The organism is Nocardioides marmoribigeumensis, from assembly GCF_031458325.1.
In the GTDB taxonomy this organism is placed as follows: Bacteria; Actinomycetota; Actinomycetes; order Propionibacteriales; family Nocardioidaceae; genus Marmoricola_A; species Marmoricola_A marmoribigeumensis.
Genome location: NZ_JAVDYG010000001.1, coordinates 3025112 through 3045876 on the forward strand (window position 1 = coordinate 3025112; position 20765 = coordinate 3045876).

The 20765-nt window shown below is 72.5% G+C and carries 21 protein-coding genes; 17 read left to right on the forward strand and 4 right to left on the reverse strand.

Going from position 1 to position 20765, the window contains the following annotated elements:
• Window positions 1–73 precede the first annotated feature (73 nt).
• The 7 genes from J2S63_RS14520 to J2S63_RS14550 all read left to right on the forward strand — a co-directional run bounded on the left by J2S63_RS14520 (window position 74) and on the right by J2S63_RS14550 (window position 5210).
• Window positions 74–862, forward strand: coding sequence for a TetR/AcrR family transcriptional regulator (locus tag J2S63_RS14520; protein WP_310303623.1), 789 nt, complete (start codon window positions 74–76; stop codon window positions 860–862).
• A 9-nt stretch (window positions 863–871) separates the two neighbouring features.
• Window positions 872–1939, forward strand: coding sequence for an ROK family glucokinase (locus J2S63_RS14525; protein WP_374725116.1), 1068 nt, complete (start codon window positions 872–874; stop codon window positions 1937–1939).
• Between the two features lie 192 nt (window positions 1940–2131).
• The gene (locus tag J2S63_RS14530) at window positions 2132–2578 is read left to right on the forward strand and encodes a hypothetical protein (protein WP_310303625.1); all 447 of its coding nucleotides are present in this window, start codon (window positions 2132–2134) and stop codon (window positions 2576–2578) included.
• A 10-nt stretch (window positions 2579–2588) separates the two neighbouring features.
• Entirely contained in the window at window positions 2589–2942 is a 354-nt protein-coding gene (locus J2S63_RS14535; RefSeq protein ID WP_310303626.1) for a hypothetical protein, read from the forward strand.
• 9 nt (window positions 2943–2951) lie between these two features.
• On the forward strand, window positions 2952–3926 hold the full coding sequence (locus J2S63_RS14540; protein ID WP_310303628.1) for an SDR family oxidoreductase: 975 nt from the start codon (window positions 2952–2954) through the stop codon (window positions 3924–3926).
• Window positions 3927–3987: 61 nt separating this feature from the next.
• A complete protein-coding gene (locus J2S63_RS14545; protein WP_310303632.1) occupies window positions 3988–4236 on the forward strand; it encodes a hypothetical protein in 249 nt (82 codons plus the stop codon).
• Complete coding sequence (locus tag J2S63_RS14550) at window positions 4233–5210, forward strand: ERCC4 domain-containing protein (RefSeq protein WP_310303636.1); 978 nt, start codon at window positions 4233–4235, stop codon at window positions 5208–5210. Before J2S63_RS14545 ends, J2S63_RS14550 begins: the two co-directional genes overlap by 4 nt.
• Before the next feature lie 326 nt (window positions 5211–5536).
• On the opposite strand, the gene J2S63_RS14555 is transcribed toward J2S63_RS14550, so the two are convergent.
• The 4 genes from J2S63_RS14555 to J2S63_RS14570 form a co-directional block, all read right to left on the reverse strand.
• Window positions 5537–6337, reverse strand: coding sequence for an ABC-2 transporter permease (locus tag J2S63_RS14555; RefSeq protein WP_310303638.1), 801 nt, complete (start codon window positions 6335–6337; stop codon window positions 5537–5539).
• A complete protein-coding gene (locus tag J2S63_RS14560) occupies window positions 6334–7233 on the reverse strand; it encodes an ABC transporter ATP-binding protein (protein WP_310303640.1) in 900 nt (299 codons plus the stop codon). The genes J2S63_RS14555 and J2S63_RS14560 overlap by 4 nt, the downstream gene beginning before the upstream one ends.
• On the reverse strand, window positions 7230–7487 hold the full coding sequence (locus tag J2S63_RS14565) for a DUF8691 family protein (protein WP_310303643.1): 258 nt from the start codon (window positions 7485–7487) through the stop codon (window positions 7230–7232). Before J2S63_RS14565 ends, J2S63_RS14560 begins: the two co-directional genes overlap by 4 nt.
• Before the next feature lie 70 nt (window positions 7488–7557).
• The gene (locus J2S63_RS14570; RefSeq protein WP_310303646.1) at window positions 7558–10248 is read right to left on the reverse strand and encodes a winged helix-turn-helix domain-containing protein; all 2691 of its coding nucleotides are present in this window, start codon (window positions 10246–10248) and stop codon (window positions 7558–7560) included.
• A 95-nt stretch (window positions 10249–10343) separates the two neighbouring features.
• On the opposite strand from J2S63_RS14570, the gene J2S63_RS14575 reads away from it, so the two are divergent.
• The 10 genes from J2S63_RS14575 (at window position 10344) to J2S63_RS14620 (ending at window position 20735) form a co-directional block, all read left to right on the forward strand.
• Complete coding sequence (locus J2S63_RS14575) at window positions 10344–11273, forward strand: NAD(P)/FAD-dependent oxidoreductase (protein ID WP_310303647.1); 930 nt, start codon at window positions 10344–10346, stop codon at window positions 11271–11273.
• A gap of 32 nt (window positions 11274–11305) precedes the next feature.
• Window positions 11306–11545: a putative antibiotic biosynthesis monooxygenase gene (locus tag J2S63_RS14580; RefSeq protein ID WP_310303649.1), complete on the forward strand. Its 240-nt coding sequence runs from the start codon at window positions 11306–11308 to the stop codon at window positions 11543–11545.
• 152 nt (window positions 11546–11697) lie between these two features.
• The gene (locus J2S63_RS14585) at window positions 11698–13860 is read left to right on the forward strand and encodes an MMPL family transporter (RefSeq protein ID WP_310303652.1); all 2163 of its coding nucleotides are present in this window, start codon (window positions 11698–11700) and stop codon (window positions 13858–13860) included.
• Complete coding sequence (locus J2S63_RS14590) at window positions 13860–14291, forward strand: hypothetical protein (protein WP_310303654.1); 432 nt, start codon at window positions 13860–13862, stop codon at window positions 14289–14291. The genes J2S63_RS14585 and J2S63_RS14590 overlap by 1 nt, the downstream gene beginning before the upstream one ends.
• Window positions 14288–14860, forward strand: coding sequence for a helix-turn-helix domain-containing protein (locus J2S63_RS14595; protein WP_310303656.1), 573 nt, complete (start codon window positions 14288–14290; stop codon window positions 14858–14860). The genes J2S63_RS14590 and J2S63_RS14595 overlap by 4 nt, the downstream gene beginning before the upstream one ends.
• Window positions 14861–14900: 40 nt before the next feature.
• A complete protein-coding gene (locus J2S63_RS14600; RefSeq protein ID WP_310303659.1) occupies window positions 14901–16409 on the forward strand; it encodes a long-chain-fatty-acid--CoA ligase in 1509 nt (502 codons plus the stop codon).
• Window positions 16409–18148 (forward strand): PHA/PHB synthase family protein, encoded by a 1740-nt coding sequence (locus tag J2S63_RS14605; protein ID WP_310303661.1) that lies wholly within the window; start codon window positions 16409–16411, stop codon window positions 18146–18148. Before J2S63_RS14600 ends, J2S63_RS14605 begins: the two co-directional genes overlap by 1 nt.
• Window positions 18138–18983 (forward strand): alpha/beta fold hydrolase, encoded by an 846-nt coding sequence (locus J2S63_RS14610; protein WP_310303663.1) that lies wholly within the window; start codon window positions 18138–18140, stop codon window positions 18981–18983. Before J2S63_RS14605 ends, J2S63_RS14610 begins: the two co-directional genes overlap by 11 nt.
• Window positions 18980–20179 (forward strand): acyl-CoA dehydrogenase family protein, encoded by a 1200-nt coding sequence (locus J2S63_RS14615; protein ID WP_310303665.1) that lies wholly within the window; start codon window positions 18980–18982, stop codon window positions 20177–20179. Before J2S63_RS14610 ends, J2S63_RS14615 begins: the two co-directional genes overlap by 4 nt.
• A gap of 91 nt (window positions 20180–20270) precedes the next feature.
• Window positions 20271–20735, forward strand: coding sequence for a hypothetical protein (locus tag J2S63_RS14620; RefSeq protein ID WP_310303667.1), 465 nt, complete (start codon window positions 20271–20273; stop codon window positions 20733–20735).
• Window positions 20736–20765: the final 30 nt, after the last annotated feature.

The following is a 20765-nucleotide window of genomic DNA, read 5'->3' on the forward strand; positions in this document are numbered from 1 at the left end:
TAGTTAACGCCGTAAACCGTAAACGGTGTAAACTCGCGCCGTCAACTCCGCTGACCCCCGGAAGGCAACGCCCGTGACGCTGGTCGACCCGACCCCCACCCGCCGCGAACGGCAGCGGGAGGCGACGTACGTCGACATCGTGCGCGTCTCGCGCGAGCTGCTCGCCGAGGGCGCCGAGCTGTCGTTGCGCGCGGTCGCGGGGCGGATGGGGATGACCGCGCCGGCGCTCTACCGCTACGTCGCCAGCTACCAGGAGCTGGTCGACCTGGTCGCCTTCGAGATCGACAAGGCCGCGACCGAGCAGTTCGCCGCGGCGGCCGACCGGCTGCCCCAGGACGACCCGGCGGGGCGGCTGGTGGTGGCGGCGACGGAGTTCCGGATGTGGGCGCTGGCCCACCCGCGCGAGTTCGCGACCGTCTTCGCCAACCCGGTGGCCGACACCTCCTGCGCCCGGCGGGAGCTGCTCACGCTGGCCTCGTCGGGACTGCTGATGACCGGACTGATCCACCGCATCTTCCACGAGCGCGGCTTCGCGATCCCGTCTCTCGACCAGCTGGCCGAGCCGGTCCGCGAGGCGATGCTCGACCCCCTCATCCCGGCCCCCCACGAGGACCTCGCCGACGAGGAGCGCGGGCTGCTCTGGGTGGACATGCAGGGCTGGACGGCGCTCTACGGGGTCGTGGTGCTCGAGGTGATGGGCCACATCGACCCCCGCGTCATCGAGAGCGGCGAGATGTTCCTCGACACCGTGCGGCGCTTCGCGCCCCTGCTCGGCCTCGAGGACGACGTCGAGCGGCTGCTCGACCTCGCGCGGGCGCGGATCGGTCGTGGCGCGGAGACCGCCGCGGGGTCCACGCCCTAGATTGTCGCCATGTCCGAGACACCGCTCGTCCGTCCGCGGGGCCTGCGCTGGGAGCCGCTGACGGTCGGCATCGACATCGGCGGCACCAAGGTGCTCGCGGCCGTGGTGGACTCGTTCGGCCACGTGGTCGAGGTCGACCGGCGCCCGACGCTGGGGCACGACGTGAGGCTGGTCGAGGACACGATCGTCGACCTGGTGACCTCGTTCGCCCAGCGCCACGACGTGGGGGCCGTCGGCATCGGGGCGGCGGGCTTCGTCGACGCGACCCGCACGACCGTGATGTTCTCCCCGCACCTCGACTGGCGCAACGAGCCCCTGCGTGCCCGCGTCGCGGAGCGCGTGCGGCTGCCCGTGGTGGTCGACAACGACGCCAACATGATGGGCCTGGCCGAGACCCGCTTCGGGGCCGGCCGGGGTCACCGCTACGTCCTCTGCGTCACCTTGGGCACCGGCATCGGCGGCGCGCTGGTGATCGACAACAAGGTGTTCCGCGGGGCCAACGGCATGGCCGGCGAGTTCGGCCACATGCAGGTCGTGCCCGACGGCCACCGCTGCGAGTGCGGCAACCGCGGGTGCTGGGAGCAGTACGCCTCGGGCAACCGCCTGGTCCGCGAGGCGCGCGAGCTGATCGCCGCGGGCTCGCCCATGGCGCGCCACCTGCGCGACCTGGTGGACGGCGACCCCGAGCGCCTCCACGGGCCGCTGATCACCCAGGCCGCACGCGACGGCGACCCGCTGTCCATCGAGCTGCTCAACGACGTCGGCGACTGGCTCGGCGTCGGCCTCGCCGGGCTCACCGCGGCCTTCGACCCGAGCTGCGTCATCATCGGCGGCGGAGTCTCCGACGCCGGCGAGCTCCTGCTCGAGCCCGTGCGTCGCGCCTTCTCACGTGCCCTGACCGGGCGCGGGCACCGCCAGGAGCCGGTCATCGTGCGGGCCGAGCTCGGCCCCCAGGCCGGCATGATCGGCGCGGCCGACATGGCCCGCTCCGCTGCCCGTCGGTCCCGCCGGGGCCGCGTGCGCCAGGCCCGCCGCGACGCCGCCGGCCGGCGCCGGCTCTTCGCCCGCCCCGACTGATCGCCCCGACCGAGCGTCCCGGGGACTCACCCCCCGAGACGCCCTGTGGCCTGGACCCGTCCCCGCGCCACCGCGATCTCGGGACCTTTGCTCTTGAGGCACCGCAGCCGTCCGCGCGCACGATGGCCGCATCGGGGCCGGGCCGACCCTTCCCGTCTCGGCGCTCGGGCTCCGGGACCGAGGAGGGACACCATGAGACTGCTCCGCGCGACGGCCGCCACCGCGGTGGCCGGACTGCTCGTCTGCCTGCCGGGGGTCGACGCCACTGCTGCCGACGGCCCGTCCACCAGGACGTTGTCCGGTGACTGGGTGGTCGGCACCGAGGAGCCCGCACCCGGCACCTGCGCCGACACGACCGACGTCCAGGGCCGGTGGAGCGTGACGCTGAGGAACGACGGGACCGCCAACCTCAGCATCACGGTGCTCTACCACGGCCAGATCCACGCCGCCTGGGGCGGACGGGCCTACGGTGAGAGGGCCACGTGGACGGCCACCGACACCGGCTACGTGCTCACGCGCCTGGGAGGTGGGTTCGACTGGACCTTCACCGTCGACGGCGACACCGCCACCTTCGTCGTCCCCGAGGCCTTCCCGGACTGTGACCCGAGCACGGGCACGCTGGTCGGCACGGTGCGGTGAGGAGATCGCGATGACCGACGCAGCCACGATCCGCACGGCGACGAGTGTCGCCTCGCTCGCCTTCGGCGCCGTGGGCGCGCTGGCGCCCCGAGCCCTGGCCCACGCCTACGGCGCCGCCGACCCGACCCCGGAGCACATCTACACGGTGCGGCTCTGGGCCGGCGCGACTGCCGCGATCGGCGCCATCGGGCTCCTGCCGGACGGGATCGACGACCGTCGCTTCTTCCAGCTGGGGCTGGCGCTCAACGTCTTCGACACCGTCATCGGCCTCACCTCCCAGGGGACGACGCGGACGCGCGTGCTCACGACCGCGACGGCAGTGGTGTTCGCCGCGGCCGCGGGCGCCGGGCTCGCCGGCGACTGAGGAGGAGCCATGACGGTCCTGGTCGTCGGGGGCAACGGACAGCTGGGAGCCGCGTGCTGCCGCGAGCTGCGGTCCCGTGGGGAGGCGGTCCGGGCCACGGTCCGTGACCGCTCGCGCGGGGCCGACCTCGAGGGGGTCGAGCTGGTCGAGCTCGACCTGGTGCACCACACCCCGGCCGACGCCGCCGCGGCGCTGACGGGCGTCGACGCGGTCGTCCTGAGCGCCAACGCCGTGGCGCCGCGGGCCGGCGACGACGTGGGCGCCTTCGCCGAGGGCCTCAGCCGCTTCGTGGACGCGGCCGCCTCCCACGGCGTACGACGGGCGGTGCTGCCCTCGGTCCCGATGCCGCCCGGCCCACCGACGGCAGCGGTCGTCCGGGCCAAGCAGGCGCTCGAGCTGCAGCTCACCAGGTCGCCCCTGCAGGGCCGGCTGCTGCGGCTCCCACCGTTCATGGAGGCGTGGTTCGCGCTCGTCGGCTCCTCCCTCCCGCTCCGTGGCGAGGCGCACGCGACCATCGACCGCCCCTCGCCGTTCCTGCAGAGGTTCCGGGCCGCGACCGGGACCCTCGTGGAGGACCGAGGCGTGATGCTGGTGCCGGGCAGCCCTCGTCACCGCCACGCCTTCCTCTCGGTCGCCGACGCGGCACGAGCGGTGGCCGAGGCAGCCGTGCGCGAGCGTGTGACGGCGGCGCCGATCGAGGTCGCGGGCCCCGAGGTGCTGAGCTGGCAGGACGTGGCCGCCCTGTTCGCCGACGTCCTCGGCCGGCGCGTCCGGGTGCTGTCCACCCCGGGGTTGGTCTATCGCGGGATGGCCGTCGCGCTCCGGCCGGTCGCGGCGGTGCCGGCGCTGACGATGGAGCTCAACGCCTACATCGCCGGGGTCGAGTCGCCGTGGACCGACGTGGGTGGTGGCCTGGTCGACCCAGCCACGATGCACACCGCCGAGGCCTTCTTGCGGGCCAAGGCCGCGCTGCCCGCGGCCTGACCGTCGAGGTGACGGCCAGGCCGGGGCAGGGGGTCAGCCGCGGCGGGAGCGCCGGCGGCTGATGGCGTCGACCGAGGCGGCGATCGAGCAGACCGCTGAGCCGTCCGACGGCGTCGGTCGGACGGGTCGGGACGTCGTCGATCCGCACGACCACCGGCAACACCTTGCCGGTGGTCTCGAGCAGCAGCGGCCAGAGCGTCGTGCGACCGAGGCCCAGGTCTCCCATGAGCCGGTGCCACCGCGCCTCGAGCTCGGCCTGGGTGCGGACGGTGGCCCGCTCGCGTCATCCACCGGCACACTGGCCGCGTGACCCACGACGACTTCGTCATCGCACGCAACGACGAGGAGGGATCGAGCCTTCCCTACCTGCTGCGGGTGCCGCTGGGTGAGCACGGGATCGTGCTCAAGGCACGCGAGCCGTGGCCGCGGACCGGCAAGGTCTACTGCCACCGCGCCGACGGGTGGCCCGACGACGCCGAGGTGCTCGAGCGCGTGCCGGTCCGGTCGTGCGTGCGACGCGGCGCAGCGGTCGACCTCGTCCTCGACCGGGGCCGCGAGAACCGCTCGCAGTTCGTGATGACCACGGTCCGCGGTGGCCGGCAGGTGATCTTCTGGCAGACCGCTCGCACGGCCAAGCAGGCGAGGCCGCGCGTCGCCGTACCGTCGGCGCGGGCGCAGGGGGTCCGCGACCTCGAGATCGTCGTGGACACGCACGAGCGCTACGCCTACACGTTCAAGGACAGCCAGGTTCGGCTGGTCAAGGAGGCGCTGCCCGCCGGGGACTACGCCGTACGACGCGAGGGTGGCGTCCTCGCCGCGGTCGAGCGCAAGAGCCTGGCCGACCTGGTCAGCGGGCTGACGACAGGGCGGTTGAAGTACCAGCTGACCGAGCTGGCCTCCCTCCCTCGGGCGGCCGTGGTCGTCGAGGACCGCTACTCCCGGATCTTCCAGCACGAGGTGGTGCGGGGGTCGGTCGCCGCCGATGCGCTCGCCGAGCTGCAGGTGGCGTGGCCCGGCGTCCCGGTGGTGTTCTGCGAGACCCGGGCGCTGGCACAGGACTGGACCTACCGCTTCCTCGCGGCGGCGTCCGTGGCCGCCGACCTCGAGTCCGGGGCGGCTGCGGTCGTGGCGGACCTGGTGCCCGGCGCGCCGTTGCCCCGTCGCGAGCCGACGGCGGCGGAGGTGCGGGCCTGGGCGGCAGGGGCCGGGATCGACTGCCCGGCGAAGGGCCGAGTGCCCAAGGCGGTGCGGGCGGCGTACGACGAGGCGCAGCTCCCGGAGTAGCCGACGGCCCGTCGTCGTGCTCCCTCCCAAAGGGGCGCGACACGGGCCGCGGGACTCGGGGTTCCGAGCCGGGTGAGGCTGGGTCAGACGGGGCGTTGCGCGAGGGCCAGACAGCCCTTGACCACGTCACGGACCAGCAGCGTCATCTCACGGAACAACACGGGAGTCTCCTCCGGGACGGGGGTGCGAGGGGCACCTGGCTTCGTGTGCGGTGGTTGTACCCCCCACGGGACAATCTGACACGTCGCCGCACCACGTTTTACTTTGGGGTCCTCTCAGGAAGGGATCGAGGCCCGCCCCAGGGGTCTGCGAGGCGCGCACCGACCTCACTTCACCTCCGCCCGCACGAGCCGCGCGAGGCCCCACGCCAGCGGGAGCGCGAGCCAGACGATGCTGGTCACGGCGAGCTGCTGCCACTGGTCGGACCCGAGGGCGGCCGGGCCGAACAGCGCGTTCTGCGGGACGGTCGGGTCGACCCACGGGTGCAGGTCGTGGAACCACGCCTGGCTGGTCGCCAGGAGCATGAGCAGCGGCGGCGCGACGAACGTGATCACGAAGTACGACGCCAGCGCGGCGGCCGTGCTGCGGACCAGGAGGCCGAGGGTGAAGCCGACCAGCACTCCGAGCACGTTGCCGAGGGCGAACTGGCCCACGCTGGCCCAGGTCAGGTTCCACACAGGCTCGGTGCCGCGGATCGCCGTCCCGACGAGGTGACCGAGGGCGCCGACGCCGAACGCCAGCAGCATCGACGGGGCCGCGACGAGGGCCAGCGCGAGAGCCTTGGCCAGGACGACGCGTCGCCGGTGGGGCACCAGGCTGAAGGTGGTGAGCCCGCTGCGCTGGCTCCACTCGGAGGTCACCGTGAGGGTCGCGATGATCGGCAGGACGATCGAGAGCGGGCGTCCGATCGCGAGGGTGAAGGTCTGGTAGGTCTGCTCGCCGGCCGAGGACCACGCGATGACGGCGCCGGTGGTGAGCAGCGACAGCAGCCCGATGCTCGCCAGGAGCCACAGGCCGGCCGTGGTGTCGAAGGACTTGCGCAGCTCCACCTTCACCAGGCGGGCAAGGGGGATCGGGACGGCAGCGGCGGTCCGGGTCCGGGTCGGGGTCTGCGTGGTGGTGCTCATGCCACTCGTCCTTCTCGTTGGGTCTCGGCGGTGAGGCGGAGGAACATCTCCTCCAGGCCCGCGCCCTCGGCGGGGCGGAGCTCGAGGAGCGGGGCTCCGGCGGCGAACGCGATCTCGCCGACGCGGCCGGTCTCGGCGTGGACGACCAGGCTGTCGTCGTCGTTGGTCGACCAGCGGATGCCGGCGCGGTCGAGCGCGGGCCGCACGGCGTCGACGTACGCCGTCCGGACGAGCGTCCCTGCGGAGCGCAGCAGGTCGTCCTTGGCGCCCTGGGCGACGATCCGCCCGTTGCCGATGACGACCAGGTCGTCGGCGATGACCTCGATCTCGTGGAGGAGGTGGGAGGACAGCAGGACGGTGCCGCCGCGGTCGGCGAACCCGCGCAGCAGGCGGCGCATCCAGCGGATGCCGGCCGGGTCGAGCCCGTTGGCCGGCTCGTCGAGGACCAGCACGTGCGGGTCGCCCATGAGGGCGGCGGCGATGCCGAGCCGCTGACGCATCCCGAGGCTGTAGTCGCGCACGCGGCGGCGCGACTCGGTGACGGTGAGGCTGACCACCTCGAGCATCTCGTCGACGCGGCGGCGGGGGAGCCCCATCACCTCCTGGGCGATGACCAACGTCTCGCGGCCCGTCCGGCCTCCGTGCTGCGCGGAGGCGTCGAGCAGGACGCCGACCTCGACGCCGGGGTTGACCAGGTCGTGGTAGTCGCGGCCGTCGACGGTGGCGGTGCCGGCGTCGGGCCGGGTGAGGCCGACGAGGACGCGCATGGTGGTCGACTTGCCGGCGCCGTTGGGGCCGAGGAAGCCGGTGACCCGGCCGGGCCGGGCGGTGAAGGAGACGTCGTCGACGGCGACGAAGTCGCCGTAGCGCTTGGTGACCGACTCGAGGGTGATCATGGGGTGGGCTCCTCGGTGCTCTGGGTGGCCTGGGTGGTCTGGGGGTCGTGGGCGTCCGGGCTCACGGAGAGCAGCGGCAACCCGAGGTCGCGGATGGTCTGCAGCAGGCCGTGCAAGGCCGACTGGTCGGCGACCGGGCCGACCAGGACGGTGGTGCCGTCCGGCTCGGCGCTGAGGGTCATCTCGCCGAACCACGCGGCCCACCTCTGGTCGAGGTGGCCGCCGATCCGGATCCGGTAGCAGGTGCTGCTCATGTCCCGGACGCTAGGGAGCGACCGGGTGAGCGGTCCTCACCAGACCTGGTGAACCTGCTGGTGAACCCCGTCAGAGCAGGTCGAGCTCGCGCGCCCGGCGTACGGCGGCCATGCGGCTGTTGACGCCGAGCTTGAGGTAGACGTTCTTCGTGTGCGTGCGCACGGTGTTGAGCGACACCACGAGGTGGCGGGCCATCTGCGGTCCGGTCAGCTCGCTGGCGAGCAGCCGGAGGATGTCCAGCTCGCGTGCGCTGAGCGGGTCGACCAGGCGCTGGGCCGGCACGGTGCCGGGCGCGCGCCCGGGGGCCGCACCGCGCAGCGACCGGGCGTACGTCGTGAACGGCGAGCCGGAGGGCACGGCCTCGAGCAGCCGCGCCATCGCCGGCCCCTCGTCGACGAAGACGCGGACGTGGCCCTCCGGCTCGGCGATGCGCAGCGCCATCTCCAGCGCGGACAGCGCCGCCGTCCGGTCGCCGGCCGCGTCGAGCAGCAGCGCCTGCGCCACGCAGATGTCGAGCAGGGAGCCGGGCCGGTCCGCCGCGGCCTCGCGGAGCCGGGCCAGGAGGGCGAGCGCCTCGTCGAGCCGGGCAGGGTCCGTGGCGGCGGTCGCCTGGGCGAGCGTGACCAGCTCGTGCTCGCGGAGGTACGACGGCTCGTCGGCGAGCGTGAGGTCCGTGGTCGCCAGCCACGGCTCGACCTCGGACAGCCGCTGGTGACGCAGCGCGACGCGAGCCCTCCGGGCGGGCACCGGCCGGGCGTTGGGGGAGAAGTCGCCGTTGTAGAGCGCGATCGCCTCGTCCAGCTTGGCCAGCGCAGCGTCCACGTCGCCCCCGGCCTCGAGGACGTGCGCCATCGCGACGCGGCAGCGGTAGGGGCTCTGCGGCAGCCCGGCGTGGTCACCGAGCTCGCGGGCGAGGTTGAGCCCCCGGCGTGCGGTCTCGGGGTCGCCGAGCTCGACCTGCAGCGCCGCGCGGGCGATGTGCATGTCGGCGATGCCCCGGACGACGCCGTCCTGCCGGGTCGCGAGCGCGATCGCCGCCTCGACGGTCCGGAGCGCGGAGCGCGGACGTCCCTGCGCGACCTGGATGTCGGCCAGGCCGAGGGAGCAGCCCATGACGTCGGCGACGTGGCCCGCGGCCTCGAAGTGCGGCAGGCAGGCGGCGTAGCGGTCGTGCGCGACCTCCAGGTCGCCGACCGCCCACGCCGCCAGCCCGATGATCGCGGAGGCGCCGCCGCGTGCGATGTGGTCGTCCGCCGGGGCGAGGTCGATCGTCTTGTGGGCAAGGGCGGTCGAGCCCGGGAGGTCGCCGTGCGCGAGCGCGTGGCCGGATCGGTGCAGCATGATCCAGGCAGGCAGGCGGGGGAGCTCGGACCGGTCGACGACGACCGCGCCCTCCTTCACGACCCGGTCGGGCGACGGGTCCAGCCAGGCCTCGGCGGCGTCCAGCCACGCCTCGACCCCGGCCACCGCGCCGGTGATGAGCATCGAGCCACCGAGCCCGTTGGCCAGGGCGGGTCGGGACCTCACCACGTCCGGGGGCAGCTCCTCGAGCCATTGGCGCAGGGTCCGGTCCTTCCGGTCGCGTCGTAGTGCGGGCATCTCGAGCTCGATCAGGTCCGCCACCCGCTCGACGTCGCCGGCCAGGCGCGCGTGCCGGATCGCCTGGGCGCGGTCGCGGTTGGCCTCGAACCACGTGCTCGCACGCTGGTGCAGCGAGGGCACGACGTCGGGCTCCAGCTCGAGGAGCCGCGCGCGCAGGACGTCGGCGAAGAGGTGGTGGTAGCGGTACCACTGGCGCCGGTCGTCCAGCGGGACCAGGAACAGGTTGGCCCGGTCCAGGCCCTCGAGGGTCGCGCGGGCTCCGCTCGTGCCGACCACGGCGTCGCACAGCGGTCCGCTGAGCCGGTCGAGCACCGAGCTGCGGAGCAGGAAGTCGTGGGTGTCGGAGGGCTGGCGCGCCAGCACCTCCTCGACGAGGTAGTCCACGAGGTAGCGGTCGTCCCCGGCGAAGTCGGCGATGAACGCCCCGGGGTCCTCGCGCCCCGTCATCGACAACGCGGCGAGCTGGAGCGCCGCGATCCAGCCCTCGGTGCGGGCCTCGAGCGTCGCCACGTCGGCCGGGGAGAGGCTCAGCCCCATCGGGCCGGTGAGGTAGGCCGCGGTCTCGTCCTCGCTGAACCTCAGGTCCGCAGCCCGGATCTCCACCAGGTCGCCGCTCGCGCGCAGCCGGGCCAGCGGGAGGGGCGGATCGGCCCGCGTGACCAGCACGAGGTGCAGGCGATCGGGAGCGTGGTCGAGCAGGAACGCCAGCTGGGTGTGGACCTCCAGGGAGCCGACGACGTGGTAGTCGTCGAGCACGAGCACCACGTCGCCCTCGCCGTGCCCGAGCTCGTTGAGCACCGTGGTCAGGACGACCTCGAGCGGCGGGGGATGCGGGTCGGCGAGCAGGGCGAGGGCGTCCGACCCGAGGTTGGGCACGGCGGTCCGCAGCGCCGAGACGACGTAGGTCCAGAAGGTCGCCGGGTCCTCGTCACCCGGGTCGAGCGAGAGCCAGGCGACCGCGGCCGAGCGGGGCGGCTGGGTCGCCGCGCGCAGCCGGTCGACGACCATGGTGGTCTTGCCGAACCCGGCCGGTGCGGAGACCAGCAGCAGCCGCGCGCCGAGTCCGCGATCGACCTGCTCGGCCAACCGTGCGCGGGGGACCAGCTGCGCGCGGGGACGCGGCAGGAAGAGCTTGGTCCCGAGCAGGGGCACGGCCATGCGGCCACGCTAGCCCCGCCGGGTCTCAGCCGATCGCCTTCCCGGTCTCGGCAACAACAGTTGAGGGCCTTCGTCCTCAAGCGCACAGTCGTGGCATGACCGACAACCAGCCCACGACCGCCAGCGCGTACGACGTCGTCGTGGTCGGCGGCGGCGCCGCCGGACTCTCCGCGGCCCTCGTCCTCTCCCGTGCGCGGCGCTCGGTCGCGGTCGTCGACGCGGGCCACCCACGCAACGAGCCGGCCGCCCACATGCAGGGGTTCCTGTCGCGCGACGGGATGCCGCCCGCCGAGCTGCTCGCGGTGGGCCGCGCCGAGATCCAGTCGTACGGCGCCCAGGTCGTCCCCGGGACCGTCTCGGCGGTGACCGCTCACGACGGTGGCTTCGAGGTCACGCTGAGCGGGGGCGGGTCGTTGCGGGCTCGCCGGCTGCTGGTGGCCACGGGCCTGCGCGACGAGCTGCCCGCCGTACCCGGGGTGCGGGAGCGGTTCGGGCGGGACGTCCTGCACTGCCCCTACTGCCACGGCTGGGAGGTCCGCGACCAGCGGCTGGCGGTGCTCGGCGGGACTCCGGGGGCGGTGGACCACGCGCTGCTGCTGCGGCAGTGGTCCGCGGACCTCGTCCTCCTCCCGCACGACGACGTGGTGGGCGATCTCGACCGCGCCCGGCTCGCCGCCCGCGGTGTCGAGGTCGTGGACGGGCCGGTGGCGCGCGTGGTCGTCGCGGGCGATGCCGTCCGGGGTCTCGAGCTCGCCGACGGCCGCACGATCGAGCGCGACGCGGTGTTCGTCCGCCCTCGCTTCCACCCGCACGACGGGCTCCTGCGCGACCTCGGCTGCGCCGTGGACGAGCAGGGCTGGGTCGTCGTCGACGGGACGGGCCGCACGAGCGTGCCCGGCGTCTGGGCGGCCGGCAACGCGGTCGACCCCCGCGCCCAGGTGGTCACCGCCGCCGGCCAGGGCTCTGCCGCCGCCATCGCCCTCAACGCGGACCTGGTCGCCGACGATGTCGACCGCGCCCTCTGACCTCTCCCTCCCGGCTCTCGAAAGGAACCGTCATGCCCACACCCCCGCCCCCGCCCACCAAGCACCAGCTCGCCCTGATGATCTGGCTCGCGGTCTTCCCGACCCTCCTCGTGCTCAACGTGCTGCTCGGCGACGTGCTGCGCGACCTGGGCACGGTGCCGCGCACGTTCGTGCTCGCCACGATCGCGGTGCCGATCGTGATCTACGGCCTGATGCCGCGCCTGCACCGGGTCCGTGCCCGGCTGCTCACCCGGGCCGGCGCCTCTCGGTGATCGAGGCCGCCCACCGGCGATCGAGCTCAGTCGAGATCACCCGCCCGGATCACCACACATGGTGATCCGGGCTCACCACGTCGCTGCCTAGCGTCACGGCCGTTCAGGGGCTCATGCACCGGACCGGGCCCCTCTGACGGAAGGCAACGACCATGGACAGGTTCACCCGCGGCATCGCCCGCACCAGCGCCCGGCACCCGTGGCGCACGCTCGGCAGCTGGGTCCTCGTGCTCGTCGGGCTCTTCGCCCTGGCGGGCGCGGCCGGCGGCACGTTCGCCGACGACTTCGCCTCGCCCGGCAGCCAGAGCGCCCGGGCGATGGAGCTGCTCGACCAGCACTTCCCGGAGGCAGCGAAGGGCTCGGTCCTCGTCGTCCTCCAGTCCGAGGACGGCTCACCGCTGGTCACCAGGCGGACCCAGGTCGAGAGCGTGCGCGAGCGCGTCGACGAGCTCCACCACGTCGAGACCGTGTCCGACCCGTTCGCGGCCGGCACGGTCTCGCCCGAGGGGACCATCGCCTACGCGGTGGTGACCCTCGACGTCCCCGAGCGCGAGATGGGCAAGCCCGCGTTCGCCGTACTCTCCGACGCGGTGTCCGGGATGCACGCCGACGGCGTGCGCGTCGAGCTCGGCGGGGACGAGGTCTTCCTCAACTCCGGTGGAGGCGACTCCGGCCACGTCGGCATCGGCCTGCTCGTGGCGCTGCTGGTGCTGCTGGTCGTGTTCGGCACGCTGGTGTCCGCGGTCCTGCCGATCGGCCTCTCGCTCGTCGCGGTGGGCGGTGGCGTCGGTGCGATCTCCCTGCTCGCCTCGGCCATGACGGTCTCGGTGTCCGCGATCTCGGTCGCGGGGCTGGTGGGCCTGGGCGTCGGGGTCGACTACGCGCTGTTCATCGTGGCCCGCTACCGCGAGCACCGCAGCGCCGGTGAGACCAACGAGCACGCCCTCGCCGAGGCGATGGGGTCCTCGGGTGCCGCGGTGGTGTTCGCCGGCGGCACCGTCGTGGTGGCCACGGCGGCGCTCGCGATCACGCGCCTCGGTGTGCTGACCTCCATCGGCATCGCCACCGCACTCATGGTCCTCGCGGCCGTCGCGGCGGCGGTCACCCTGCTGCCCGCGCTGCTGACCCTCCTCGGCGACCGGATCGACAAGGGCCGGCTGGGTCTGCGGCACCGCACGGTCAAGGGTGCCCACGAGACCGTGTGGTGGCGGTTCGGCCACCGGGTGTCCGCTCGGCCGTGGCCCTACCTGCTCGGCGCCGTGACCACGCTGCTCGCCATCGCCGCCCCGGCGCTGTGGATGCAGACCGCGTTCCCCGCCGCGGGCGACGCGCCGGTCGAGACGACCCACCGGCAGGCCTACGACCTGCTCACCGAGGGCTTCGGCACCGGCATCAACGCTCCGCTCACCCTGGTCGTCGACCTGTCCGCCTCGGGGGCGTCCCGGGCCGACCTGACCGACCTCACCCGGACGATCGCCGCGGTCCCGGGCATCGCGTCGGTGCGGCAGACGGTCTTCTCGGCCGATGGTGGGACCGCCGTGGTCACGGCCCTGCCGACCTCAGGTCCCGCGGACCTCGACACCTCGGCGACGATCGAGCGGGTGCGTGAGGTGGTCCCGGACAACGTCTACGTCACGGGTGTCACCGCGATCACCGACGACCTCAACGCCCAGCTCTCCCGGACCCTGCCGTGGTTCATCGGCGCGGTCGTCGGGGTGTCGTTCCTGCTGCTGATGCTGGTGTTCCGCTCGATCGCGGTGCCGGCCAAGGCGGCGGTGATGAACGTGCTGTCGATCGGCGGGGCGTACGGCGTCCTCGTCGCGGTCTTCCAGTGGGGCTGGGGCGCGGAGCTGCTCGGGCTCGACGGTCCGACGCCGATCACGTCCATGATCGTGGTGATCATGTTCCCGATCCTGTTCGGGCTGTCGATGGACTACGAGGTGTTCCTGCTGTCGAGGATCCGCGAGGAGCACGCGCGGGTCGGCGACAACGCCGAGTCCGTCGCCCGTGGGCTTGCCGGCACGGGCCGCGTGGTCACCTCGGCCGCGCTGATCATGGTCGCGGTGTTCCTCAGCTTCGTCGCGAGCCCGATCCCGTCGCTGAAGATGCTGGGACTCGGCCTGGCCGTCGCGGTCGCGATCGACGCGACGCTGGTCCGGATGCTCCTCGTGCCTGCGACGATGGCCCTGCTGGGCAAGGCGAACTGGTGGCTGCCCTCCTGGCTCGACCGGGTGCTCCCGCGGGTCCAGGTCGAGGGCTCCAGCCCCTCGGTGCCCGTGGTCCCGGTCGCGGTCCTGGCCACCCAGGAGTCGTGATGACCACGACGCTCACCACCACCGGGGTGACAGGCGAGAGCCTGTCGCGGCGGCGGGTGGCACTGCTCCGCGCGGCGTACGGCTTCGTCGGTGTCGGTCTGGTCGTCGGCCGCTGGCCCCGGCTCCTGGACGCCTCGGACCTGCCGCGCTACGAGGGCACGACCCTCGCCCTGCTCGGCGGGATGTCGGTGCTCATGCTGCTGGGGCTGCGCCACCCGACCCGGATGCTCCCGATGCTGGTCTTCGAGTCGCTGTGGAAGCTGATCTGGCTCGGCCTCGTCGGCCTGCCGCTGCTCCTGTCCGGTGACCTGGACGACGGCACCTCCGAGACCCTGGTCAACTGCCTGTTCGTCGTGCCGGTCCTCGTCGCGGTCCCGTGGGGTCACGTCTGGCGGACCTACGTCGTCGCGCGCGGTGAGGCGTGGCGGTGACGGCCGCGGTCGGTGCCCGCGTGCGGGACCTCCGCACGCGGCGCCGGCTCACCCTGGAGGACGTCTCCGCGCGGACCGGGATCTCCCGCAGCACCCTGTCCCGCCTCGAGAACGACCAGCGACGCCCGACGCTCGAGCTGCTGCTCGCGCTCGCCGCGGCGTACCGGGTCTCTCTCGACGACCTGGTCGGCGCCCCCGAGACGGGGGACCGGCGCCTCCGACCTCGGCCTCGGCGGGTGAAGGGCCGCGCGGTCGTGCCGCTGACTGCTGACCCGCACGGGGTGCAGGCGTGGAAGATCGTGATCCCCGCTTCCCTCCGCGAGCCCGCACTCCGCGCGCACGAGGGCCGGGAGTGGCTCTACGTCCTCTCCGGACGTCTGCGTCTCGTGCTGGGTGGCGAGGACCTCGTGCTCGGCCCCGCCGAGGTCGCAGCGTTCGCCACGACGACCCCGCACTGGTTCGGGAGCACGGGTGAGAGCGACGTCGAGGTGCTCAGCCTCTACGACCGGCACGGCGACCGCGGCCACCTGCGGCCGGTGGTGGAGGTTGGCGGTGGGCGGCGAGGGTAAGGGGCCTAGTGACCCACGTCACCCACTCTCGGAGGCCTTCGTGCCGAACCTCGCCACCCACCTGACCACGACAGCGGAAGCGCACGGCGACCGTCCCGCCGTGAAGCTCGACGACACGGTGCTCACCTACGACCAGCTGCTCGACGGGGCGCGCCGCGTCACCTCGCTGCTCAGGTCCAAGGGCATCGAGCCGGGGGACCGCATCGGCCTGGTGCTCCCCAACGTGCCTCACTTCCCCGTGCTCTTCTACGGCGCGGTCGCGGCCGGCGCGGTCGTCGTACCGATGAACCCGCTGCTCAAGGCGCGCGAGGTGGAGTACTACCTCGAGGACTCCGGCGCCTCGCTGGTGTTCGCCTGGGAGGAGATGGCCGACGAGGCGACCAAGGGCGCGAAGGCGGTCGACATCGAGTGCATCCCGGTCGAGGCCCAGGGGTTCCTCGGGCTGCTCGCCGAGCACGAGCCCGACGACGAGGTGGTCGAGCGTGCCGACGACGACACCATGGTCCTGCTCTACACCTCGGGCACCACCGGGCAGCCCAAGGGCGCCGAGCTCACGCACCACAACATGGTCACCAACGCCCTCACCAGCGCCGAGACCCTCGTGGAGCTGAGCGAGGAGGACGTCGTGATGGGGTGCCTCCCGCTGTTCCACTGCTTCGGCCTGACCTGCGGGCTCAACGCGGCGGTGGCCAAGGGCGCCTGCCTCACCCTCATCCCGCGCTTCGACGCCGCCAAGGCGCTCAAGGTGGTCGGCCGCGACGGCGTCACCGTCTTCGAGGGCGTCCCGACGATGTACGCCGGCATGCTGCACGCGGACAACGCCGACGACGCCGACATGTCGTCACTTCGCACCTGCATCTCCGGCGGTGCGGCGATGCCCGCGGAGGTGATGAAGGCGTTCGAGAAGACCTTCGACTGCATGGTGCTGGAGGGCTACGGCCTGTCCGAGACCTCGCCGGTGGCGTCGTTCAACCGGCCCGATCGGGAGCGCAAGCCGGGCACGATCGGCACTCCCGTGCGCGGGGTGGAGATGAAGCTGATCGACGACGAGGGCAACGACGTCGCCGGCGACGGGGAGGTCGGCGAGATCGCGATCAAGGGCGAGAACGTGATGAGGGGCTACTGGGGTCGGGAGGACGCGACCGCCGAGGCGATCGTCGACGGCTGGTTCCGCAGCGGCGACCTGGCCACGGTCGACGAGGAGGGCTACTTCACGATCGTCGACCGCAAGAAGGACCTGATCATCCGCGGCGGCTACAACGTCTACCCGCTGGAGGTCGAGGAAGCGCTCTACGAGCACGACGCGGTGGGTGAGGTCGCCGTGGTCGGCCTCCCGCACGACGACCTGGGCGAGGAGGTCGGCGCGGCCGTCGCGCTCAAGGCCGGCAAGGAGGCCACCGAGGACGAGCTCAAGGAGTTCGCCAAGGAGCAGCTCGCCGCCTACAAGTACCCCCGCGTCATCTGGATCGTGGACGAGCTGCCCAAGGGACCGACCGGCAAGATCCTGCGACGCGAGGTGTCGCCTCCCGACTCCGAGAGGAGCGAGTGATGACCGCGACGACGAACGAGTCGCAGGCGCAGGAGCGCATCGACGCCGCGGAGGACGTGGGCCACGACACCGGCGACGAGCTGTCCATGCCGCTGGACCTGCTGCTCGCCGACGCCGCGAGCAGCCCGTTGCGGCGGTTCCTGCCCGGCATGTCCGGGGTCCGCTTCGCGGCCGGCCTGGCGCGGCACCCGCGCCGCGTGGTCCGTCGTACGGCGGGGCTCGGGGTCGAGCTGGCCAAGGTCGGCCTGGGCAGGTCGGAGGTGGAGCCGCACGCCAAGAACCGCCGCTTCTCCGACGAGGCGTGGGCGGGCAACCCGCTGTTCAAGCGGACGCTGCAGGGCTACCTCGCGTGGGGCGAGGCGATGCGCGGGCTGGTCGACGACGCCGACCTCGGGTGGGGCGACGACCAGCGGATGACCTTCATCCTGGACAACCTCGTCGAGGCGTCCGCGCCGAGCAACAACCCGTTCCTCAACCCCAAGGTGATCAAGCGGATCCTCGACACCGGCGGAGGCAACCTGGTCGAGGGCGGCAAGCGGCTGGTGCGCGACTTCGCCACCGCGCCGCGGGTGCCGTCGATGGTCGAACCGGACGCCTTCGAGGTCGGCGAGGACATCGCGATCACGCCCGGCGAGGTGGTGTTCCGCACCGACGTGTTCGAGCTGATCCAGTACGCCCCGCAGACCGGCAAGGTGCGCGAGGTGCCGCTGCTGATCGTGCCGCCGACGATCAACAAGTACTACGTGATCGACCTGGCCGAGGGGCGCAGCCTGGTGGAGCACCTGGTGCAGCAGGGGCAGCAGGTCTTCTGCATCTCCTGGCGCAACCCGGACGCGCGGCACGCCGACTGGGGGCTGGACACCTACGGCCAGGCGATCCTGGAGGCGATGCAGGCCGCGCAGGACGTCTCCGAGCAGGACAAGGTCGCGATGCTGGGCATCTGCTCCGGCGGGATGATCGCCTCGATGGTGCTGGCGCACCTGGCGGCCATCGGCGAGCTCGACCGCGTCGCGGCGTACTCCCTGGCGGTGACGGTGCTCGACCAGGAGCAGGCCGGTCTGCCGAGCGCGCTGCTGTCGCACAAGTCGGCGGCGGCCTCGACCCGGGCCTCGCGGGAGAAGGGCTACCTCGACGGCCGCGCGCTGGCCGAGATCTTCGCGTGGCTGCGGCCCAACGACCTCATCTGGAACTACTGGGTGAACAACTACCTGATGGGCCATGCCCCCAAGGCGTTCGACATCCTCTACTGGAACGCCGACTCGGTGCGGATGACCGCGGCGATGCACCGCGACTTCATGGACCTCGCGATCCGCAACGCGCTGACCGAGGCCGGCGCGTCCGAGATGCTCGGCTCCAAGGTGGACCTGGCCAAGATCGACGTGGACTCCTACGTCGTGGCCGGGATCGCCGACCACCTGTGCAAGTGGGAGTCCTGCTACCGCACGACGCAGCTGTTCGGGGGTGACTCGCGGTTCGTGCTCTCCACGAGCGGTCACATCGCGGCGATGGTCAACCCTCCGGGCAACGAGAAGGCGTCGTTCCAGACCGCGTCGGAGAACCCACCGGAGGCGTCGGGGTGGCTGGAGAAGGCGTCCAAGGTCAAGGGGAGCTGGTGGGAGGACTACGTCGGCTGGCTGGCCGAGCGCACCGGCGACGAGCGGGACAAGCCGGAGCGCCTGGGGTCGGAGGGCTACGAGCCGCTGTGCGCAGCGCCGGGCACCTATGTCCATGACCGCTGAGCCCGTCGCCCTGCCCGATCGCGTCCGCACCGTCACGGTGCGGCGGATCGCGGTGCGCGTCTCGACGCGGGCCGCGGCGGGACGCTACGTCAACGAGCCACCGCTCCTGCTGTGCAACGGGATCGGGGTCAGTCTCGAGGTGCTGCAGCCGTTCGTCGACGCGCTGCATCCCCACCGTGGCGTGGTGCGCTTCGACGTGCCGGGGGTCGGCGGGAGCCCGCTGCCGCCGTACCCCTACACGGTGGCGGGGCTCGCCTCCTGGGTGACGGCGCTGATGGCCTCGCTGGGCCACACCCGCTTCGACGTGCTCGGCCTGTCGTGGGGCGGCGGGCTGGCGCAGCAGCTGGCGGTGCAGTCGCCTCGCCGGGTGCGTCGCGTGGTCCTGACCGCGACCGGCACCGGCTGGATGATGAAGCCGGCGCACCCCCGTGTGCTGGCCAAGATGATGACGCCGCGGCGTCACCGCGACCCGGCGTACGCCGCGTCGATCGCCGCGGAGATCTACGGCGGCACGATGCGCAGCAACCCCGAGGTCGGGGCGTCGCTGCTGCACGCGGCGACGCGGTCGGGACCGAAGCGGGGCTACTACTACCAGCTGCTCGCGATGACGGGCTGGACGAGCCTGCCGTTCCTGGGCCTGCTGCGGCAGCCGACGCTGGTGATGGGCGGCAAGGACGACCCGATCATCCCGGTGGAGAACCCGCTGATGCAGGCGCGCCTGATCCCTCACGCGCGGCTGCATCTCTACGACGGTGGCCACCTGGGCATCGTGACCGAGGCCGCGGAGCTGGCTCCTGTGGTCGACGCCTTCCTGGACGAGGAGCTGTCCGCATGACCGATCTCGAGGGCCACCTGCTCGAGGACTCGCCCGCCTCGGACTTCCTCGGCTTCGAGCTGCTGCTCGAGGAGGAGGACCGCTCGCTCCTGAGCAGCGTCCGCGCCTTCATGACGCGTGAGGTCGAGCCGGTGATCAACGACTACTGGACGCGCGCCGAGTTCCCGCACGACCTCGTGCCCGGGCTGGCGAAGCTCGGGATCGCGGGCTTGGCGTACGACGGGCCCGGCTGCCCTGCCCGCGGCGCACTCGTCGACGGCCTGGTCAACATGGAGATGTCGCGGGTCGACCCGTCGATGGGGACGTTCCTCGGGGTCCACGGCGGCCTGGCGATGGGCTCCATCCAGCTGTGCGGCTCCGACGAGCAGCGTTCTCGTTGGCTGCCGGCCATGGCGCGGATGGAGCTGATCGGCGCCTTCGGCCTCACCGAGCCCGACGTCGGCTCGGCCATCTCGGCCGGCCTCGCCACCTCGGCTCGACGGGACGGCGACGACTGGATCCTCAACGGCGCCAAGAAGTGGATCGGCAACGCCGCCTTCGCCGACCTGGTCATCATCTGGGCCCGCGACACCGACGACGGCGAGGTCAAGGGCTTCGTCGTCGAGAAGGGCACCGAGGGGATGGAGTTCTCCAAGCAGGAGGACAAGATCGCCCTGCGCGTCGTCCAGAACGCCGAGATCACCCTGACCGACGTACGCGTCCCGGAGACGAACCGCCTGCAGGAGGCCGACAGCTTCCGCGCCACCGCGAACGTCCTGCGCGTCACCCGGATGAGCGTCGCCTGGGCCGCGGCCGGCTGCGCCCGGGGAGCCTTCGAGCACGCCCTGCGCTACACCAAGCAGCGCGAGCAGTTCGGCCGCCCGATAGCGTCGTTCCAGATGGTGCAGGACCTGCTTGTCAAGATGCTCTCCAACGTCACCGCGGCGACCGCGATGAACGTCCGTGCGTCGCAGCTGCAGGAGGCCGGGCTCCTGCGTGACGAGCACGCGTCACTGTGCAAGGCGCACTCGACCGTGCGCATGCGGGAGACGGTCGGCTGGGCGCGGGAGGTGCTGGGCGGCAACGGGATCCTGCTCGAGCACCACGTCGGGCGGTTCGTGGCGGATGCTGAGGCGCTGTACTCCTACGAGGGCACGCGGGAGATGAACACCCTGATCGTGGGGCGCGCGATCACGGGAGAGAGCGCCTTCGTCTGAGCGCTCTGTCGCGCGGCTAAGAGGTCGGTTCGCCCAGGTCCACGTCGCTGATTGCCGCAACGACCGGTCGCTTCTGGGGCACACTGGTGTGATGACGACCTGGGTGACGTACTGGTCCGGACCCACAGCCAGCGACGCCGAGGGCGGACCCGTTGACCACGTTGCATCAAGCCAGTTCGGCGACGCCGGTCTATCTACGGACGACACCGTCTACGTCATCAGCTACGTAGCGGGGACTTTGCATGTGGTGACGTCTCTGAGAGTGGATTGCGTCGTCTCCGGGCCGGTGGCCGAGCAGATTCTCAAGCGCAAGGACCTGTGGTCAGCCCCTTGGCACGTCATCGCACAGGCCGAGTCGGTGCAGGAAGCGACAATGGCAGCGACGCTGACGAGTCGGCAGCTTTCGCAGATGAGGTTCATCAACAGAGACGGCAGCACGGCTCCTCCAGCACGCAACAAGAAAGGCCAGATCGATCCGCAGACGTTCCGCAGCACACGGCAGATCGATGGGTCGACCGCAGCCATGCTGGAGGCAGTGCTGACAGGAAGTCGCTGACCCGATCCAGGGCTTACTGTCGCGCTGGTC

Bases quoted from the DNA above. Each gene is read 5' to 3' on its own strand.
- J2S63_RS14525 (WP_374725116.1), top strand. From the start codon at position 872: ATGTCCGAGACACCGCTCGTCCGTCCGCGGGGCCTGCGCTGGGAGCCG.
- J2S63_RS14530 (WP_310303625.1), top strand. From the start codon at position 2,132: ATGAGACTGCTCCGCGCGACGGCCGCCACCGCGGTGGCCGGACTGCTC.
- J2S63_RS14535 (WP_310303626.1), top strand. From the start codon at position 2,589: ATGACCGACGCAGCCACGATCCGCACGGCGACGAGTGTCGCCTCGCTC.
- J2S63_RS14540 (WP_310303628.1), top strand. From the start codon at position 2,952: ATGACGGTCCTGGTCGTCGGGGGCAACGGACAGCTGGGAGCCGCGTGC.
- J2S63_RS14545 (WP_310303632.1), top strand. From the start codon at position 3,988: ATGGCGTCGACCGAGGCGGCGATCGAGCAGACCGCTGAGCCGTCCGAC.
- J2S63_RS14555 (WP_310303638.1), bottom strand. From the start codon at position 6,337: ATGAGCACCACCACGCAGACCCCGACCCGGACCCGGACCGCCGCTGCC.
- J2S63_RS14560 (WP_310303640.1), bottom strand. From the start codon at position 7,233: ATGATCACCCTCGAGTCGGTCACCAAGCGCTACGGCGACTTCGTCGCC.
- J2S63_RS14565 (WP_310303643.1), bottom strand. From the start codon at position 7,487: ATGAGCAGCACCTGCTACCGGATCCGGATCGGCGGCCACCTCGACCAG.
- J2S63_RS14570 (WP_310303646.1), bottom strand. From the start codon at position 10,248: ATGGCCGTGCCCCTGCTCGGGACCAAGCTCTTCCTGCCGCGTCCCCGC.
- J2S63_RS14575 (WP_310303647.1), top strand. From the start codon at position 10,344: ATGACCGACAACCAGCCCACGACCGCCAGCGCGTACGACGTCGTCGTG.
- J2S63_RS14580 (WP_310303649.1), top strand. From the start codon at position 11,306: ATGCCCACACCCCCGCCCCCGCCCACCAAGCACCAGCTCGCCCTGATG.
- J2S63_RS14585 (WP_310303652.1), top strand. From the start codon at position 11,698: ATGGACAGGTTCACCCGCGGCATCGCCCGCACCAGCGCCCGGCACCCG.
- J2S63_RS14590 (WP_310303654.1), top strand. From the start codon at position 13,860: ATGACCACGACGCTCACCACCACCGGGGTGACAGGCGAGAGCCTGTCG.
- J2S63_RS14605 (WP_310303661.1), top strand. From the start codon at position 16,409: ATGACCGCGACGACGAACGAGTCGCAGGCGCAGGAGCGCATCGACGCC.
- J2S63_RS14610 (WP_310303663.1), top strand. From the start codon at position 18,138: ATGACCGCTGAGCCCGTCGCCCTGCCCGATCGCGTCCGCACCGTCACG.
- J2S63_RS14615 (WP_310303665.1), top strand. From the start codon at position 18,980: ATGACCGATCTCGAGGGCCACCTGCTCGAGGACTCGCCCGCCTCGGAC.
- J2S63_RS14620 (WP_310303667.1), top strand. From the start codon at position 20,271: ATGACGACCTGGGTGACGTACTGGTCCGGACCCACAGCCAGCGACGCC.